This window comes from Acinetobacter sp. NIPH 542 (genome assembly GCF_000369825.1).
Lineage (GTDB): Bacteria > Pseudomonadota > Gammaproteobacteria > Pseudomonadales > Moraxellaceae > Acinetobacter > Acinetobacter oleivorans.
The window spans coordinates 207,590-227,052 of the sequence record NZ_KB850205.1 but is presented as its reverse complement, the minus strand read 5'-3'; the positions used below and the strand labels follow the sequence as shown (position 1 = coordinate 227,052).

Below are 19,463 nucleotides of genomic sequence, written 5' to 3'. Positions count from 1 at the left end.
AAAAATAATAGTCGCTGCTGTTGCATCTATGCTACGCAATCATTCATATTCGTTCTATAGCCTGTGTAGAATACCCAAGTCCTCTTCACGACGCTATGCCGTTTTTTAAAATTGACGAAATGAGCCTCTATGACCATAACGCCAAAGCCTGATTCAGTTGTTTATCGTGTGCGTGTAGCCGTACCTGTGCATCTGTACGACACTTTTGACTATACACTCACCCAAGCACAATATGAACGGGCTCACGTAGGCTCACGCGTAGCTGTTTCATTTGGACGCCAAAGCTTAATTGGCATCATTACAGAAAAAGTGAATCCAAATGAATCATTTACAGGCAAATTTCAGCTTAAAGCCATTTCTGAACTTTTAGATGAAGAACCAATTTTAGATGAACAAGTTTTAAGTTTATTGACATGGTCCGCGCAATATTACCAATTTCCAATTGGTGAGGTTATGCAAACGGCTCTTCCAGCCTTATTGCGTCAGGGCAAACCGATGGATGTTTTGTTCCATCTTTGGAAAATCACACCCTGTGACAATGTTGAAGCACTACTTAAACGCTCGGTAAAGCAACAAGATGCGTATCAAATTTTAAAATTACACCCTGCCGGAACTACAGAAAATATTCTCAATTTAAGTGGTGTAGAAACAGCAACGCTTAAAGCACTTCAAAAGAAAGGACTGGTTGACTGCACGCTGGAACCACATGACTTTAGCCCAACACCTGTTCAATTGGCACAAATGCCGCTCACACTCAATGAAGACCAAAAGAAAGCAACCCAGCACGTCGTAAACGCGCAACATCAATACCAAGCCTTTTTATTAGATGGCTTAACAGGAAGTGGTAAAACCGAAGTTTATCTGCACATCATGCACGAGGTGCTAAAACAAGGTAAACAAGTACTGGTGTTAGTACCTGAAATTGGTTTAACCCCTCAAACGATTTCCCGTTTTAAGTCTCGTTTTAACTGTGATATTGCTTTATTGCACTCTGGCTTAAATGACTCCAAACGCTTACAAGCATGGCAACAGGCACAGACCGGAAAAGCGTCTATTATTTTAGGAACACGCTCTGCCATCTATACGCCACTGCCACGTTTGGGCCTCATCATTTTAGATGAAGAACATGATCTGTCTTATAAGCAACAAGAAGGCTTCCGTTACCATGCGCGTGATGTCGCACTGTACCGCGGTCACTTGCAAAACTGCCCTGTTATTTTAGGTTCAGCAACGCCAAGTATTGATAGTTATTATTTGGTCGAAACTGGCAAATTAACTGCACTGCAACTCAACAAACGTGCTGGACATGCACTTTTGCCTAAAATGCATTTGATAGATCTTAAAATTGTCAAAAAACAGCATGGAATTAGCCAGCCCCTTATTGAACAAATCAAACATACATTAGCTAGAAAAGAACAGGTTTTAATCTTTTTAAACCGTCGTGGCTATGCACCTGTACTGGTTTGTGAAAGCTGTGGATGGCAAGCAAATTGTCCGCATTGCGACGCGCATTTTACCTTACACACTCAGCCTTATTCTTATTTACACTGCCATCACTGCGGAACCATTCATCGCTTACCCGATCATTGCCCTGAATGTCAGCAAAAAAGCTTAAAAACTTTAGGCGCAGGAACCGCTAAGGTTGAAGAGCATTTACAAGAACTATTTCCAGATCATGATGTAATTCGGGTCGATCGTGACAGTACCAGTCGTGTCGGAAGCTGGCAAAAAATCTATGACCGTATTCATCAAAACAAACCAACAATTTTACTCGGCACTCAAATGTTGGCAAAAGGCCATCATTTTCCGCATGTCACATTAGTTGCCATTTTAGATATTGATGCAGGTTTACTTAGCGTAGACATCCGCGCACCAGAACGTACTGCGCAATTGATTGTTCAAGTAGCTGGCCGTGCAGGCCGTGGTGAGCATAAAGGCCATGTTTATTTACAAACATTAAGACCCGATCATCCTTTACTCATCACTTTAATTGAAAAGGATTATCGCGCGGTTGCCAAACAAACATTGGCTGAACGTAAAGTTGCTTTACTACCGCCCTACCGCTATGCAGTACTCATACGTGCAGAGTCTAAAGATCGTGACTATACCTTACAGTTTTTAAATGAAGCTGCCGAGCAACTTCGTCAAGTGGCTGGCGAGATTGTTGATATTTGGGGACCTATTCCAGCGCCGATGGAACGTAAAGCGGGACGCTACCGTGCCCACATGGTGATTTTATCTGCTGACCGTGCTCGCCTACATTTTTACTTAAGACAATGGTGGTCTCAATTGGTTCATGCACCAAGACAGCATCAACTCAGGCTATCAATTGATGTCGATCCGCAAGAATTTAATTAGATGATTTGAATATCATGGTGTGAAGAAGCCTTTTTGGCTTTACACTTAAAAGAGACTAATACATTCGAGGCAATGAATGTCATTCCTACTGCAAGCAACAATCTTTCTTGGAGCTTCTCTGATTTTAGTCCCTCTTGGCAAACGCCTAGGGATAGCAACAGTTTTAGGTTATTTATTTACAGGAATACTTCTAGGTCCTAGTGTTTTAAATATTGCACATGACCCTGAAGCAATTATGGAACTTGCCGAATTCGGTGTCATTTTATTGATGTTCCTGATTGGTTTAGAACTAAGACCACAGCGGTTGTGGGAAATGCGTGACTCTATTTTTGTAATGGGAAGTCTGCAAGTCCTCATTAGCGGTGGCGTACTTATGCTGATCATACTATTACTGTTTAAACAGCAGCTTTCTGTTAGCTTTGTCATTGGTTTTGCCCTTGCACTGTCTTCCACAGCTTTTGTCTTACAGCTTCTGACTGAAAAGCAGCAACTCAACACCACTTATGGTCAGCAGTCTTTTTCGATTTTGCTCTTTCAAGATATAGCGGCGATTCCCTTACTTGCCATCATTCCATTATTGGCAGGAACAGAATCAACCCATCACGGGATCGCTTATTTTGCGGCGATTATTGCAACCTTTACGGGCTTGTTTTTGTTTAGTCGCTACGTGATGCGTCCATTCTTTCGTTTTGTTGCCAAAAGTGGCGCGACTGAGCTTATTACAGCAGTAGGATTATTTATTATCCTTGCCGTTGTCTTGCTTATGGATACCTTAGGAATTAGCACCACATTAGGCGCGTTCCTTACAGGCGTATTATTAGCAGATTCAGAATTTCGTCACGAAGTTGAAGCGAGTATTGCACCGTTTAAAGGTTTACTACTTGGCTTATTCTTTATGACCGTGGGTATGACCACCCAACTGTCACTACTCATTGAAATGCCTTTACTTATTATTGGTGGAGCAGTCGGCTTATTACTCATCAAAACACTGATATTGACTGCCATTGCCCGCTATAAAAAATACAGTTGGAACAATAGTTTACTTTTGGGTACTTGCTTGGCACAAGGCGGAGAATTTGCTTTTGTAATTCTGAGTCTTGCAAAAAGTGAGAAGATTTTAACTCAAGCTCTATTAGAGCCAGTGACCCTTATTGTGACGTTGTCGATGGTACTTACCCCAGTAATTTACTGGATTATGGCAACCAAAGTCATTCCTCTATTTAATAAGGAACGTCCACCTGAGTACGATGAAATTCCTCAGCAGGATAACCCGATTATCATTGCTGGTTTTGGTCGATTTGGACAAATTATCGCGCGTATTGCCCGTCTGCAACATTTGGGCTTTACTGCAATCGACAATAATCTTCATCAAGTGGACTTTGTTCGTCGATACGGCGGTAAGCTTTATTATGGTGATGTGACCCAGCCAGATTTATTGCGTTCGGCAGGTATTGAAAAAGCCAAAGTATTTATTTTAGCGATTGATGATGTTGAAGATTCAATGAATGTCGCACGTCATCTCAGATTAAATTACCCAAACTTAAAGCTGTTGGCTCGTGCTCGTGACCGCCATCACGTACATCTTTTAAGAGATTTAGGCGTTGAATACATTTGGCGTGAGACGTATTTATCTTCATTAGGAATGGCTTATCGCGCCTTGAGAGAACTCGGTATCTCAGATGAACAAGCCTATAACAATATCGAAATCTTTCGGGATTATGATGAGAAATTGCTCATACAGCAGCAAAGTATTTATACTGATGAACAGAAGATCTTTGAAACGCATCGTAATGCCTTAGCCGAACTTGAACATTTGTTTGAAAGTGATGCACAGCAACAGGCTACGTCAAAACATGATGTGAATTTAAAACGTCATTTACAACCAAATCGCATCGACATTACAAGAGATCATCTAGAATAACTTGAGATTTCAGAAAATGGCTATATTAAGGACTTATTCACATTGCCTAAATAATTGGACAATGGGCACAAAGCTGCCCCTGTCCGGCTTGCGGCTTCGCTGCATTTCCTAAGCTTGATTAAAACGAAATAGTTATACTCTGCTTAGGGCCCTGGAGAATATTATGTCTGATTTACGCCAACGCTTTTATATTGAGAACTTTCCGGTTCGTGGGGAAGTAGTTCATCTAGAAGAGGCACTACAAACTATCTTAGCTCAACGTGACTATATGCCTGCGGTTAAAATTCTGTTAGGTGAAATGTTGAGTGCGACTGCATTACTTGCAAGTACACTAAAAATCAAAGGCCGTATCAGCTTGCAAATCCAGGCTAGCGGCACCTTTAAGTGGGCAATGGCTGAATGTAATCATTTGGGTGAAGTACGTGCTCTAGCTGATTACGAAACGGACCCACGCTTCATCGAAGCAACAGACAGTAGTACAGTTCTTGGCGCTTTAGTTAATCCAGTTTTATTTATTAATATTGAACCTGAATTTGGCGAGCGTTATCAAGGGATTGTCCCTCTTGATCAAAAAACTTTAGCTGGCTGTTTAATGCAGTATTACGATTTGTCTGCGCAAATCCCAACTCGCATTGTGTTAGCAAGTACGACCAAACGCTCTGGTGGTTTACTAATTCAACTTTTACCACGCCATGATGAAGAAGAGCAAAACTTAGTCGATGAAGATTTATGGCCACGTTTGACGATGTTGACCGAAACATTAAAAGCCGAAGAGCTGACCAATTTAGATGCAAACGAAATTTTATATCGTTTATATAACGAAGAAGAAGTTCGTTTACCAGAAATTGAAGCACTAAAATTTGGTTGTACATGTTCAAAAGAACGCTGTGCAAATGCGCTGATTCAAATTGGTGTAGACGCTGTTCATGAAACCTTAGAAGAACAGAACCCTATTCGTATGGATTGTCAGTTCTGTAATACTCAATACACATTTACTGCTGAAGAAGCTTTAGCATTATTTGGTGAACATTTGAGTTAATTATTAAAATTTATAAAAAGGCGGATATACCGCCTTTTTATTTGTCTGTACTTTTGATGATAGTTTTCAATATTTTATTTTAAATAGGATAATATAAGGCTACTTTATAGCCTATAAATAGATGCTTAAAACGCCATGAATTATTTTGATTATTTTCTCTTTATTTTTAGCGTAATTATTATGATTGCGACCCCTGGCCCCGTAATGATTTTAGTTGCAAGCGCTGGACTTAAAGGAGGCTATAAAAAAGCGCTTGAAACCATTTTTGGTACAAATCTAGCGTCTCTTGTCTTAATTTTTATTTCAGTACTCGTTTTAAAGGGAGTACTGAGTGTTAACGATAGTTATCTCAATATCATTCGTATTTTAGGCTGCCTATATATTGGTTATTTGGGTTTTAGTATTCTTAAAGAAGTAATTCAAGCACCTCATCCAGAAGCGATACAAACAGTTTCAGCACAAAATGGTGGCTTTAAAAAAGGCTTTCTCGTCGGTATTTCAAACCCTAAAGATATTATCTTTTTCTCGGCCTTCTTTCCGCAATTCGTCTCTATTACCCCTCAATTAAATTTAAGTCTAACCATACTCACCCTGACATGGATTGTTTTAGACTTCCTCACCTTATCTTTGGTTTATATATTCTTCCGTCGCCTCTCTAACAGTCATTTATATCCAAAAATATTAGGGCTATGCGGTTTATTACTTTTACTTATTGCCCTGTATGGCTTATATCAAAGTTTCATCTAAATCATGAAAGGTATAGGCCTCATTTGCCTATACCTTTTTCTATCAATTTCATTTTAGAATAGAACAACTCTTATACAATCTAGCTTATTGAAAACTCTAAAAATCGTTTCATAATGAAATAAACAACTCCATCGTGATAAAACATTATGGCAAAAAATTATTATGAAGAATTAGGGGTTACACGCAAAGCCTCTGCTGATGAAATTAAAAAAGCTTATCGAAAATTAGCCCGTAAATATCATCCAGACATCAGCAAAGAAAAAGATGCAGAAGAAAAGATGCAGGCAATTAATGTTGCCTACGACACGTTAAGCAATGCAGAAAAAAAAGCTGAATATGACCAGTTGTTAGATCATCCTCAAGGTTTTAATAACTTTGGTCAGGGTGCTGCACAAGGTGGTTTTGATGGAGCACAGTTTTATCGCCAAGGCTTTACAGGTGGTGAACAAGCAGACTTTAGCGGTTTTGAAGACTTATTTGGACGCTTTGGTGCAGGATTTGGTGGTGGTCAGCAGCAGTACCAAAGACAACAGCGTAGTTATCGCGGTGAAGACCAACATGCCAGCATAGAGGTTGATCTTGATATTGCCTATCATGGATCAACGCAACAGATTACCCTGCAAATCCCGACCATGAATGCTTATGGCGAGCCTGAAGTTCAACGCAAAACCTTACAGGTGAAAATACCAAAAGGTATGAAAGAAGGTCAGCAAATTCGCTTAAGTGGACAAGGACAAAGTGGTATCAATGGCGGTGCCAATGGCGATCTTTATATTGAAATTCAGTATAAAGATACAGACCGCGTTCATGTTGAAGGTAGCGATGTATATTTGACTGTAGATGTAGCGCCGTGGGAAGCTGCATTAGGTCAAGGTATTGAGGTAAAAACACCAGCTGGACCTTTAAACGTCAATTTACCTCACAACGCAAAACAAGGACAACAGCTACGTTTAAAAGACAAAGGGATACCAAATAAAACGCCAGGCCATCTCTATTTAATTTTAAATATTGTATTCCCACCCGCACATTCTGAAAAAGAAAAACAAGCTTATCAGCAACTGGCTGAAGCCTTCGCTTCATTCGAACCTCGTTCATCTCATTAGGGAGCAAGATCATGACAACCATTCATTATCGCGAAATTGTATATGACGGCCATACCTTTAGTGCGGAGGTCGTTGATGAACAATCTACATTTGACCTACAACAATTTGCTCAAGCTTGTGGTCAAAGCCCTGACTGGATTATTCAGTTAATTGAATATGACATTTTATCTGTCGACAATACGCCTGAAGCACACCAATTTATCGGTGAAGATGTGGCACGTGCACGTAAAGCTTATCGTCTGCAACGTGACTTTGACGCAAGTTTGGCAGCAGTTGCGGTGATGTTAGATTTGATTGATGAAGTACAACAACTTAGAAAACAGTTAAAGCATTTTCATTAGATTAGATAATCACGACGGAGTCCTACTGGCACTCATTGTCTATTCCATCAGCTAATTACGTTACTTTTGTTTTGGCATGAGTAGCGAAGCTACACAAGGCCAAAACCAGAGATATTGAAGTGCGTACTAAGGTCAAATTTATATTTGAACGTAAGCTACGCACTTCGTTTGTCTTGCGCTCGAAGCAAACGATGTTTGCTTTTTCTCGCTCAGGTTGTGGATGACGCTTAGCTCGAGAAAATTTTTGAAAAAATTCAATAAAAATAAAAATTTATTTTAATCGAGTAATCTTCTCTAATTCCTTCACCGTCTGTTTAATCGGCTCATACTCCAAAAACCAAAATAAATTCATCCGATCTTGACGATGCTGTTGAGCCAGTAAATCAATCACACTTTTTTCACCACGCCCAACCAAGTGCTGTCTATAAAAATAGTACAACAGAAAAATCGTACTAATCAGCATGGCACCCAACATAATCCAGAAACCAACAGGTGATTTAAGACCAGGTATAAACTCAAAGTTCATTCCATAAATGCCTGTTAAAAGGGTAAGCGGCGCAAAGACTGCCGTGATAATCGCAAGAATCCGCATGTTTTCATTGGTTTGGTTTGCAATAGCAGAAAAATGTAAATCAATGGCCGACTGAATTGCACTACGTAACCGCAAAGTATGTTTCTGAATACGTTCAACATGACTCATTAAATCATTTAAACGAACCAGTAAAATATCTTGAGAATTATGGATGTGACTGCCAACAACATGATGGTAATTTTCTACAATTTCATCCCGAAACTCTTGAAGGGTTTCAATTTGTTCTTCACATAAATTTTCGACCTGTTGAAAGGCCATATTCTCATGGAACAACTGGTGCCATTGTTTAAAACGACGATTACCCTGCAATAGTTGTTGTTGCCAATGCTCTACTCTTCTCGTCAATGGTGAGCGGATATCAAGATAACCATCAACCATACTATTTAACAAGCGTAATGATAAATCGACGGGTGAATTCGGTAATTTACGGGTTTTGTTTTGTTCTTCTAAAGTTTTACATAAAATATTTTCGAGACGTTGAATATAGTTTTCAATCGACTTATTCCCCTGCTCGCGCACACTAATCAGCACATCAGGTGTCAAAATAAAACTAATCGGCGTCGTTGCTAAACCAAAAACACTATCTTGTGATTCTGCATGCTTAATTTCATCGTCAGGCGTAACCAATTTCTTAAAAATTAACAGGTCATATTCTTCAAGCGTGTCAAATGCACAGGGATGTTCAATGTTGGCAATATCCCGCATATGAAACTCATTAATAACCACACCTGAAAGCTTATGAATCTCTTGTTGCCATTCTTCGTTATGGTTAACCACATCCGTTCTGACACTATCAATCCAGAAAAACTCCAGAACATGTTCACTATGCTGTTCGCGACTTAAAAAGACATAGCCGTCGCTTTGATGGCGATAAAAATAATAAACCTGCATACCACAACGATCTGTTTTTGTATTACTTGCATCATGCCATAAAAAAAGTCCGCATCAAGCGGACTTTTTCGTGTCATTCAAACAATTATGCTTGTTCAATGTCTTTCATAGTCAATTTAATACGACCACGGTTATCAACATCAGCAACTTGTACTTTCACTTCTTGACCTTCTTTAAGAACGTCAGTCACGTTCGCAATACGTTCGTTTGAAATTTGCGAAATGTGAAGAAGACCATCAGTACCCGGCATGATGTTTACAAACGCACCGAATTCTACAATACGGATTACTTTACCGTCATAGATCTTACCTGGTTCAACTTCAGCAGTAAGTGCTTGAATTTTTGCAATCGCAGCACGAGCAGCAGCTTTAGTTTCACCAAATACGCGAACTGTACCGTTATCTTCAATATCAATTGCAGCTTTAGTTTCTTCAGTAATGGCACGAATCGTTGCGCCACCTTTACCAATAACATCACGGATCTTGTCTGGATTGATGTTAATCACTTCAAATGTCGGTGCATGTGCGCTGATTTCAGCACGAGCACGTGAAATGACTTTATTCATTTCATTCAGGATGTGCATACGACCAGCAAATGCTTGGTTTAATGCAACTTCCATAATTTCTTCAGTGATACCTTCAATCTTGATGTCCATTTGAAGCGCAGTAATACCGTTTGCAGAACCTGCTACTTTAAAGTCCATATCACCTAAGTGATCTTCATCACCCAAGATGTCAGAAAGTACTGCAAAACGCTCGCCTTCTTTCACTAAGCCCATTGCGATACCAGCAACTGGTGCTTTAAGTGGAACACCCGCATCCATAAGTGATAATGAAGCACCACATACAGAAGCCATTGAAGATGAACCGTTAGATTCAGTAATGTCAGATACGATACGAATCACGTATGGGAAGCGGTCAGCAGCAGGGAGAACAGCTTGAACACCACGACGTGCTAAACGACCATGACCGATTTCACGACGCTTAGGGCCAGACTCACGACCAGTTTCACCTACAGAGTATGCAGGGAAGTTGTAGTGCAACATGAAGTTGTCAGTTTTAGTACCTGACAATGTATCAACCATTAATGCATCACGAGTATTACCCAAAGTTGTTGTTACCAACGCTTGAGTTTCACCACGTGTAAATAATGCAGAACCGTGAGCGCGGTCTAATACACCCACTTGAACGTCGATACCACGAACAGTTTTAGTATCACGGCCATCAATACGTGGTTTACCTGACAAGATGTTGTCACGTACTGTACGGTATTTAAGGTCTTCAAATAATTCATTTACTTCGTCAGCAATACCAGTTTCGTCATTTTCAGGAACGAACTGAGCTACAGCTTCTGCATAAAGTGCATCAAGTGCTGCATAACGGTCTTGTTTAACCGCAATTGTATATGCTTCAGAAATTTTAGCTTCGAAAGCTGCTTTTAATTGCTCAAGAAGTGCTTCGTTTTTGCTTGGAGCAACCCAAGTTGATTCAACTGCACCAGCAGCAGCAGCAAATTCTTTAATTGCTTGAATCGCGATTTGCATTTCGTCATGACCGAAAAGCACAGCACCAAGCATTTGGTCTTCTGAAAGCTCTTTAGCTTCAGATTCAACCATTAATACAGCAGATTCTGTACCAGCAACAACAAGGTCAAGGTCACTTTCTTTCAACTGTTCAAAGTTCGGGTTAAGAACATATTCACCGTTGATTAAACCAACACGTGCGCCACCGATTGGACCACGGAAAGGAGTACCAGCAATAGATAATGCTGCTGATGTACCAAGCATTGCTGCAATATCAGCATCCATAGTTTTGTCAGAAGAAACAACTGTTGCTGTTACTTGGATTTCGTTGAAGTAACCTTCTGGGAACAATGGACGAATTGGACGGTCAATAAGACGTGAAATTAAAGTTTCAGCTTCAGAAGCACGGCCTTCACGCTTACCGTAACCACCAGGGATACGACCAGCTGCATATTGTTTTTCTTGATAGTTAACTGTTAACGGGAAGAAGTCTTGACCCGCTTTTGCTTTAGGTTGAGCAACAACTGCAACTAAAACAGTTACGCCACCCATTGTAATTAAAACTGTGTTTGCTTGACGTGCAACGCGACCCGTTTCTAAAACGACTTGATGTTGACCGAATTGGAATTCTTTACGAACGATATTAAACATTGACATGTATTGTATTTTCCTAATTTTATTCTAGTGAGACCCCTAAGGTTTGGCATTCAGACTACAACTGTTGGTAGATAAATGACAAAGCTTAGAAGCCATCACACTAGGCCAAAAATTTTAAATAATATTAAACGCAAAGAAGGAGCGCACAAGCGCCCCTTCTAAACATCACTTAATCTAAAATTAAGTGAAACTCTCTTTTCAGCGATAAAGCATTGCGACATGCGAAATAGCGAAAACAAAGTGAAAATCGAATTAACGACGTAAACCTAAAGCACCGATCAAAGCAGTGTAACGACCGTGGTCTTTACCATTTAAGTAGTCGAGCAATTTACGACGTTGGTTAACCATACGAATCAAACCACGACGGCTGTGATGGTCGTGTTTGTGAGCTTTAAAGTGACCTTGTAAATCATTGATTTGAGCAGTCAATAAAGCTACTTGTACTTCTGGTGAACCAGTGTCATTTTCAGCGCGAGCAAATTTAGCAATGATCTCTGCGCGGTCTGCATTAGTTAAAGCCATTCGATTTCTCCGAGATGCTTAAAAAAGTAAACGATATGAATCAGTTGAGGCAACTGACTGCCGTGCATCACTACAGCAAGTTGCCTATTTTAAGGTATCTATAGGTGGATTGCAAAATAGTTTTCAGTAACTTGTCATTTTAGACACTGACACGAGCATGCTAACCCTGCACACTAGCTTTGAATAAAAAGAAAGAAGCGCGAGGGACGTGTGAAAATTTTTTCAACCAACACTTGTCCAGTACCGGACAATATTGAGCAAGTTATTCGTCGTCAAGATGAAGTTGCTGCTGAACAGGGTGGAATGACTGAGCGCCAGATTCAAAAAATCTGGAACAGTATAGAAGCACTATATAAAACCGGAAATTATCCACTCATTACCTTCTGCTTACGTAGACAAGGTAAAGTTTTGCTGAACAGAAGCATTGGATATGCTCAAGGGAACTCTCCGGCAGGACTACAAGAGAATGCCCTGATTGCGACTCCAGATACGCCCGTTTGTCTGTTCTCAGCATCTAAAATGATCACGGCCATGCTGATTCATTTATTAGATGAAAAGGGCGAAATCAATTTACTTGATCCTGTGAGCTACTATATTCCGGAATACGGCGTAAATGGTAAGCGCCGTGCGACTCTCTTTCATTTATTAGCACATCGTGGCGGCATTCCCTATATTGATGGCGATGTCACGCCCGAACTACTATTTAATAAAGACGAAATTTTAAAACGTTTATATGCTGCCAAGCCTGTGTCTCCTGCTGGTAACCATCTTGCCTATCATGCGGTTACGGCGGGTTATATTTTAGGCGAAGTCATTGAACGGGTAACTGGGCAAGATTTACGTGAGTTTGTGCATCAAACTATTGAAAAGCCAATGGGAATGCCTTATTTCAATTATGGCTTAAAACCAGAATACCGCTCACAAGTAGCCTTAAACTGTGCAACGGGTCTACACCCTCGGCTTGGTACCGATCACTATCTAAATCATGTGTTAGGTGGAGGGTTACAACTTGCAGTTGATGTGACTAACGATAGCCGTTTCATGGACACAATTTGCCCAGCCGGCAACATTTATACGAGTGCAGAACAAGCTGGACGTTTCTTTGAAATGCTTTTAAGTGGCGGAAGCTACGGCGGTCAGCAAATATTCAGTGAGAAAACAATTTTCAGGGCAACACTGCCGACCACAGGCGTTAACATTGACCGTACTTTACTCATTCCAATGCGCTATGCCTTAGGTCCAATGTTAGGTAGCAATCCTGTAGGACTTTTTGGTCCAATGACGGGGCAAGCTTTTGGTCATTTAGGATTCTCCAACATTTTATGTTGGGCCGACCCTGAAAGAGATATTAGTGTTTCTCTATTAACAACGGGCAAATCGGTCGTGGGAACTCACCTACCTGCTTTAGCCAACGTGCTTTATCAGATTTCAACACAATGCCCACGCATTCCTAGAGATCAGCGCCGATCTTTGTTTGGCAGCGACGCTCATGAAACCAACTTAGTGTAAATTAAATAAAAAACCCAAGCATTTCTGCTTGGGTTTTTTGCGCTGTAGTTTTTGTTTATCGTGTTATTTCTATTTTTATTATCGTTGGTGAGATGCTAGTCACATCCTTCTTGTTGTTTTAACTGACTTCCGTTGTTTTGTTTCTATTTCCTTATGTGATGTATTGTGACATATCCAATTATGAAGAAAAGTAGTATTTTTCTTATCATCATGTAAGCAAAAACGTACAGGTCTGTCTAATATTTAATAAATAACGGTTTTTGCCCCATTATCGTACAGTTCTGTATAACATTTAACTTAACAATTCACAGGAAAAATGGCTGTTTAAAAATCATATTACAGATAAATATATTGATATTATTGATATAAATTTTTAAAAGAAATTACACTCAATATTGGCTTAAATCCGAACTTTTCTGATAATTTTTAGAAGTAAATAAAATTGAGAATATAAAAAAGCCCTGTAGTCTCTCCCAAAACTACAAGGCTTAGCGGCTGTAAGTTTCCTCTTTATACACCTACGTCATTGTAAGTTCGCAGTCTCTCGACTTAAGCTATTATTATTGTGCGATTTTGCCCGACATTCCTTGCCAAGCTCGTTGTGCGTTTATAATCTCAAAAACGTGGGGTGTACTCTAGCAGCAAATATCTCGAATCTATGTAAGCTTTTTCTTACAAGGGTGAAAATATTAAGTTTGGCTTAACGAACTAACCGATTAACTTTCTGAACTAAACCACTTTTTCGTGTCGTACGAACTGTAAAGGACTGTAGTAAAGCTTCGGGATGAACCAAAAGACTTACTACTTTTTTAGCACGTGTAATCGCAGTGTAAATAAGCTCTTGGCTTAATAAATTCTTTGCGGCTTGATCTAAAACGACAGCAGTGTGTGTAAATTCAGACCCTTGCGATTTATGAATCGTTAAAGCGAATGCACTTTGAATACTCTTAGGTAATCGATTTGCAGCGACCCATTTATTCAAACTTGGAAAATATACTTCAAACTGCTGAGGTTGAGTTCTGTGTTCAAAACACAGACCAATGTCACCATTTGAAATACCGAGCTGATAGTCGTTATAAGTCATCATGACCGGACGACCGACATACCATCCCCCTGCTGTCACTATTGATAACTGTTGCTGTATCCAACGCTGCGCATATTGATTTAACTGCTGTAACCCAAATGAACCATGGCGAACAGCCGTTAAAATACGATAGTCATCAAATGCTTTTACTACATTTTGGACCTGTTCAATCGAGCGTTCTTCTTTTAAATAATTTTTTAGGCTTTTTACATATCCTTGAAAACCGAGCATGAGCTTCTGATAATAAATTTCGACTTCTGCGTGATTCCCTTCTGGCAAATACTCAAGCTGAACTACATCGGGCATATCAACTTCTAAAGGAATTGAACGTAACTCTGAAACCTGAACAATGTCGATTTCAAACTGTTGCAAAACCTGCTCATGATTGATCTGACTGGTTTGCATTTGAATAAAACGTGCAACCTGCCCAATCAACGCCCCTTCAGCAAAACGGCGACTGGTTTGTAATTGTACTCTGTTGTCGGCGAGTACCTGTATTTGTTGCAAGTCAGCAAGAACCGCTCCGACGTCGACGGAAGCCAGCTGATTTGCATCTCCTAATAAAATAATTCGACAAGACTCTGGCACTGCTTCAAATAGAAGAGTAGCTAGATTTAAATCCAGCATGGAAGCCTCATCCACGACAATCACGTCATAAGGAAGCGGTTGTTTTTGATTAAACCGTGGTGTTTGACTATGTCCCATTCCCAATAATCGGTGAATTGTTTGCGTTCCCTGATTCCTTAGTTCTTCACTCACTAATCCAGACTCAAGCAATTTAGGGTCATTAAACGAGTTCTGTAAGGCCTCTTGCATGCGCTGTGCGGCTTTACCTGTTGGAGCAGCCATCGCTACACGAATATGTGGAATTGCTTGGCTAAGCACTGCAATAATACGTGCAAGCGTATAGGTCTTACCCGTACCTGGCCCACCCGTAATAATACTCAGGCTCTGCCGAGCGACCATTTGTAAAGCTGCCTGTTGATGCGGGTCTGTGAGTAGGTTTAAGTAGTCATCACAAGATACAGGTTGAATTAATTGTTGCTTTAATCGACAAATTTGTTCTGCAAGTCGTTGCTCTAGGTGCCAATATCGGTATAATGCCAACCCCTGCTCATCATAGACGCATGGGGCAACATTTGAGGTTGCTTGATCGGCAGATATAGCAAGCTGACCAAGTGCTGCAATTTGCTCAGAACTGACATCGATACAACTATCGCCTTGTAAGCTCGCTTCAATAAGCTGCTGCAAGTAAGAAGTGGCTTCTGACACTTGCGATTGCTCAGTAAATGGAGCCTGATTTAGGAAGTTACTCCACGTTGTTAACCAGCTTAAATCGGCCTGTTCAGAGCTATTTAGATTGTCCACACACTTATCCACCTAGTTTTCCACACGCTTGTCCACATGGTTATAGACAGGCTTATCCACATGCCAAATATTTGTTAATATTAAAATTACATACTTTATCAGCATTTTTCATGCAATTTTATCCTCAGCAAAATACCCTAAAATGGCATCAAGACGCAGAATAAACTCAATGCTAGGCTGCCAGTAATAATAGCCCTGCTCAGCTTCACCATTCATGCCACGTAAATAAAGATAAGTTGCCCCACCTAAGTGTTGCTCAATTTGGTAATCCTGCATTTTGACTTGCAAATAGCGATGTAATGCAACGAGATATAGACCTGCTTGTAGCCAATAACTTGCTAAAGACATGCTTTGAGCAATGCTATCACTACGATAATCTGCAAGATTATCACCTAAGTAATTACTTTTATAATCAGCAATGTGATAACGCTGCCCATCAAAATAAACTAAATCGATAGAACCATTGAGGTAACGTGCTGAACGTGCTTCAAGTAATTCAGGCATATTCAACCCATATTCAGCGAAAAGCTGCTGAATACGTGTCATCGCTAGAACCCGATCTGACAATGCTAAATAAAAAGGAAACTCTGACAAATACTGCTCTTGTTGAAGCTGATTTAGTCGGAAACTTTGATCAAGCGGCGTTCGCAAAATATCTTTCAGCCACTCTGCAACTGACTGGTAAAGCAGATTCTCGGCATCTTCTTGCTCTGGGAAGCTCTCGTTATATTTATTAAGTAAATCTTGCCAAAGACTACTATAGTCATTTTTAAAACGACGACGTATTTCACTTACCCAGTCATCTGAACATTGAAAATTGATGTGCTCAAAGATTTCATGTAAGAAATTACCGGCAAGCGTTCCTCGCGGGAAGTTACTCTTTATCCAATCAATCGGCTGAGCACTGATTGCCTCAGCAGTGTTAATTAAATCCAGCTCATCTTCTGCTAATACAGCATCATCGCTCTGACTCACTAATAAATCTGTGCCAGCTTTATGTTTTAAATGCTGTGCCAAGTAACTGAAACTGGTTTTACCTCTCGAATAAAAACGCTGTTCAGGAAACCGTTGTGCTTGTATTTCAATAATACTTGTTTGTTTGGCTAAATGAATTGCCTGTGGAATCTGCTCCAAAACCATTTCATCCGTACAGCAACGGTGTTGAAAAGGCTCAGTCCTATTTTTCCAAAACGCGAGGCCTGATACGGATTTACCATCCACATCTTGTAAAAGCGCGTAGACGCGGTGGCTTGCTCGCGTTAAAGCGACATACCAAAGACGATTCTGTTCAGCAAGCGCTCGTTCTTCGTGTTGCTTAAGTTCAACTTCATTCAAATAAGTTTTATCAGCAATCGCAACGACACGTTGAGTCAAAGTCTGACTTGAGTCTGGTTGGACTACATCTTGGGTCGAAAAATTCAGAGTTTTGTTATTTTCTCGAAAGGGCTTGTCTGCACCTAATAAGAAAACAATCTTAAATTCCAGTCCTTTTGACTGGTGAATTGTCATGAGCTGAACACCAGCTTCACTCGACAATTTACGCTCTAACTCCCAATCACGATCCAGAGGAGAACTCAACTGTTTGAGATACCAGTGATAGAGGTTTTGCGCGCCTGAGTATTTCTCACTGTGCTGACTCAAAATTTCAGTCAAATGACGCAAGTTCACCACAACCCGTTCATTATCTTTACTTTGGGCAGCGACCAAATTTTGCCATATATCAAATTGGATGAGACATTGTTGCCATGCTACTAAAAAGCCTTGAGCGGACCACAACTCTCTAATGCTATCAAAACCAGTCATAAACTGGCTTAACCCTTCGGCTGTCTGCTCAAGCTGTAAGAGTTGTTTTAAATCCATGGCAAATAGACGGCTAATTAAAGCTCGCTTCACTTTTGCCTCATCGTAAGGATGAAGTATGGCAGTCAACAAAGCACCAACGTCTTGCGCAACTGTGCAATCGAAAACACTTCGTTTTGATGGCCTGTTAACCCGAATTCCTAAACGCTCTAGCTCAAATTGAACTTTATCTAGGCCATCATGGTTACGGGACAATACCGCAATATCATCTTCGTTTAGAGTTTGAGTCTGAGCATCTTTTTGAAAATATAGCTCTCCAGCATGTGACTGGTTGAGTAGATCTCGAATCCTCCAAGCAACTTGCTGTGCCTCAGTTTCTTTATCTTTGAGCAGGAGCCAGCGTAAAGGATGAGGATTATGATTGTTCTGCTCAATCAGTACTGGATGAGGCCGAGTTCCTGCTCGAATTGGGTCATATTGAACCTCTTCACCGAAATCAATTTGTCGTTGAAATAAGGCATCGACCACTTCAACCAGATCAGCAACGGAACGATGGTTATGAATTAACTTATATTCGCGGCCGTGTTTAGCTTGAATATCTTTATAGGCATTTAAGAAGGTGAGCATATCCCCACCACGGAAACCGTAAATCGCCTGTTTACGGTCACCCACCATAATCATGCAGCCTTTTTGGTAGCGCTCTGGATGGCGCCAAATGCTCGCCAGCATATCGTCTTGATCTTGGTTGGTGTCCTGAAATTCGTCGACCAAAATTAAGGGATAACGTGCCTGAACAAATACAGCAAAACGCTGTCCCTGCTCACCTTTTAAAGCTTCTGAAAGTGTACGAATTTGCTGAGAAAAAGTAGTTTCACCTTTATTTTGTAAAACCTGAGGTAAACGTTTTTTCACCTCTACACATAAATAGGCTTTTAAAAAAATATGAAGCTGGTCGAACTGCTCAGCGTAATTTTTTAGTACTCCAAATAGCTGTTGAATCTGTTGAATACAAGGATGTTGATAGAAACTATCTGAAATTTCAGCAGGACATTTCTTGAAAACTTTCTGATCGGCAAGTTGACCTAAAAATTTGAAAACGAGTTCACGTTGTGCAGTCAAAGACCCATCAAAAACCAAAATGCTGTCGCTTTGCGTTAGAACTTGCAAAAGCTGCGGCAAACATTCACTAAATAATTTGTTAAATGCCCCATTCCGAAATATTGTGCCGCTCACATGTTTATAGTGCTCGCCATCAAGTTGGTAATAGTTTTCTAAAAGGCTTAAGTCAATTTCTGTTGCTAACTGTTTGAGCTGTGCAAGTTGTTCAAATTGAATGGTTGGTTTTTCAGGAAGTTTAAAGTGAGCCGAACTAAAATTCAGTGAGTCTTCAACAAGTTTGACAAAACTATCGACACTCTTGAGTTCACCTGCCAGATATAAAGCATCAATCACGGTCTGAGGTTGAGACTGTATCCATTCACGTAAAACATCATGAATTAGTTGTCGACTATATGTTTTGGCATCATCGGTAATTTGAGCGCGCTCAATTTTGCCACTCTCAAAGGCAAACTCACGTAACAGTTTTTGGCTAAAGCTATCAAGTGTCCCGACAAATAACTCGTCTAACTGATCGATGACCAATTTTAAACGTTCACATGCATAGGCAATACGCGTCGCAAAGCTTTTTAAAATATGTTGAAGTAATAAGTCAGACTCTTGCTCAGCCTGCGTAATTAATTCGTGTTCTGTAAAACTACGCTTGGTCTCTAAGTAACGATACGTTTCTACCAAACGGGCACGAATACGACTTTTTAACTCAGCAGCGGCAGCACGGGTAAACGTGGTCGCAATCACTTGTTTAGGCAAGTATTTTTCAAGAAAGATACGGACCATCAAGCTCGATAAGGTATAAGTTTTTCCTGTACCTGCCGAAGCTTCAATTAAATGTAAACCACTAAATTCAATATCAATAATAGGTTGATAAGACACCTGTACTCTTGAGTTCATGT

Annotated in this window: 12 protein-coding genes; 7 read left to right on the top strand and 5 right to left on the bottom strand. The window is 40.3% G+C overall.

The window, feature by feature from the left end; genetic code table 11:
* Window positions 1-129 precede the first annotated feature (129 nt).
* The 6 genes from F886_RS04390 (at window position 130) to F886_RS04365 (ending at window position 7,509) form a co-directional block, all read left to right on the top strand.
* Window positions 130-2,358: a primosomal protein N' gene (locus F886_RS04390; protein ID WP_005301926.1), complete on the top strand. Its 2,229-nt coding sequence runs from the start codon at window positions 130-132 to the stop codon at window positions 2,356-2,358.
* Between the two features lie 76 nt (window positions 2,359-2,434).
* The gene (locus F886_RS04385; protein ID WP_005301924.1) at window positions 2,435-4,279 is read left to right on the top strand and encodes a monovalent cation:proton antiporter-2 (CPA2) family protein; all 1,845 of its coding nucleotides are present in this window, start codon (window positions 2,435-2,437) and stop codon (window positions 4,277-4,279) included.
* A gap of 163 nt (window positions 4,280-4,442) precedes the next feature.
* Window positions 4,443-5,318, top strand: coding sequence for an Hsp33 family molecular chaperone HslO (gene hslO / locus F886_RS04380; RefSeq protein ID WP_005301920.1), 876 nt, complete (start codon window positions 4,443-4,445; stop codon window positions 5,316-5,318).
* 135 nt (window positions 5,319-5,453) lie between these two features.
* Complete coding sequence (locus tag F886_RS04375) at window positions 5,454-6,065, top strand: LysE family translocator (protein ID WP_005301917.1); 612 nt, start codon at window positions 5,454-5,456, stop codon at window positions 6,063-6,065.
* 146 nt (window positions 6,066-6,211) lie between these two features.
* Window positions 6,212-7,168 carry a DnaJ C-terminal domain-containing protein gene (locus F886_RS04370; RefSeq protein WP_005301915.1) on the top strand — a complete coding sequence of 319 codons (957 nt, stop codon included), beginning with the start codon at window positions 6,212-6,214 and terminating at the stop codon, window positions 7,166-7,168.
* Between the two features lie 11 nt (window positions 7,169-7,179).
* A complete protein-coding gene (locus tag F886_RS04365; protein WP_005301912.1) occupies window positions 7,180-7,509 on the top strand; it encodes a chaperone modulator CbpM in 330 nt (109 codons plus the stop codon).
* A gap of 271 nt (window positions 7,510-7,780) precedes the next feature.
* Here the strand turns inward: F886_RS04365 and F886_RS04360 are convergent, their stop codons facing one another.
* The 3 genes from F886_RS04360 to rpsO form a co-directional block, all read right to left on the bottom strand.
* Window positions 7,781-8,992 carry a magnesium transporter CorA family protein gene (locus tag F886_RS04360; protein ID WP_005301909.1) on the bottom strand — a complete coding sequence of 404 codons (1,212 nt, stop codon included), beginning with the start codon at window positions 8,990-8,992 and terminating at the stop codon, window positions 7,781-7,783.
* Between the two features lie 85 nt (window positions 8,993-9,077).
* Window positions 9,078-11,165: a polyribonucleotide nucleotidyltransferase gene (pnp, locus tag F886_RS04355; protein WP_171056879.1), complete on the bottom strand. Its 2,088-nt coding sequence runs from the start codon at window positions 11,163-11,165 to the stop codon at window positions 9,078-9,080.
* Window positions 11,166-11,423: 258 nt separating this feature from the next.
* Window positions 11,424-11,693, bottom strand: a complete 270-nt coding sequence (rpsO, locus tag F886_RS04350) for a 30S ribosomal protein S15 (protein WP_002114951.1) — start codon at window positions 11,691-11,693, stop codon at window positions 11,424-11,426.
* A 210-nt stretch (window positions 11,694-11,903) separates the two neighbouring features.
* Between rpsO and F886_RS04345 the strand changes: the two genes are divergently transcribed.
* A complete protein-coding gene (locus tag F886_RS04345; RefSeq protein ID WP_005301900.1) occupies window positions 11,904-13,202 on the top strand; it encodes a serine hydrolase domain-containing protein in 1,299 nt (432 codons plus the stop codon).
* A gap of 700 nt (window positions 13,203-13,902) precedes the next feature.
* On the opposite strand, the gene recD is transcribed toward F886_RS04345, so the two are convergent.
* On the bottom strand, window positions 13,903-15,654 hold the full coding sequence (gene recD / locus F886_RS04340; RefSeq protein ID WP_005301897.1) for an exodeoxyribonuclease V subunit alpha: 1,752 nt from the start codon (window positions 15,652-15,654) through the stop codon (window positions 13,903-13,905).
* A gap of 108 nt (window positions 15,655-15,762) precedes the next feature.
* The gene (locus F886_RS04335; protein WP_005301893.1) at window positions 15,763-19,461 is read right to left on the bottom strand and encodes a UvrD-helicase domain-containing protein; all 3,699 of its coding nucleotides are present in this window, start codon (window positions 19,459-19,461) and stop codon (window positions 15,763-15,765) included.
* Window positions 19,462-19,463 lie beyond the last annotated feature (2 nt).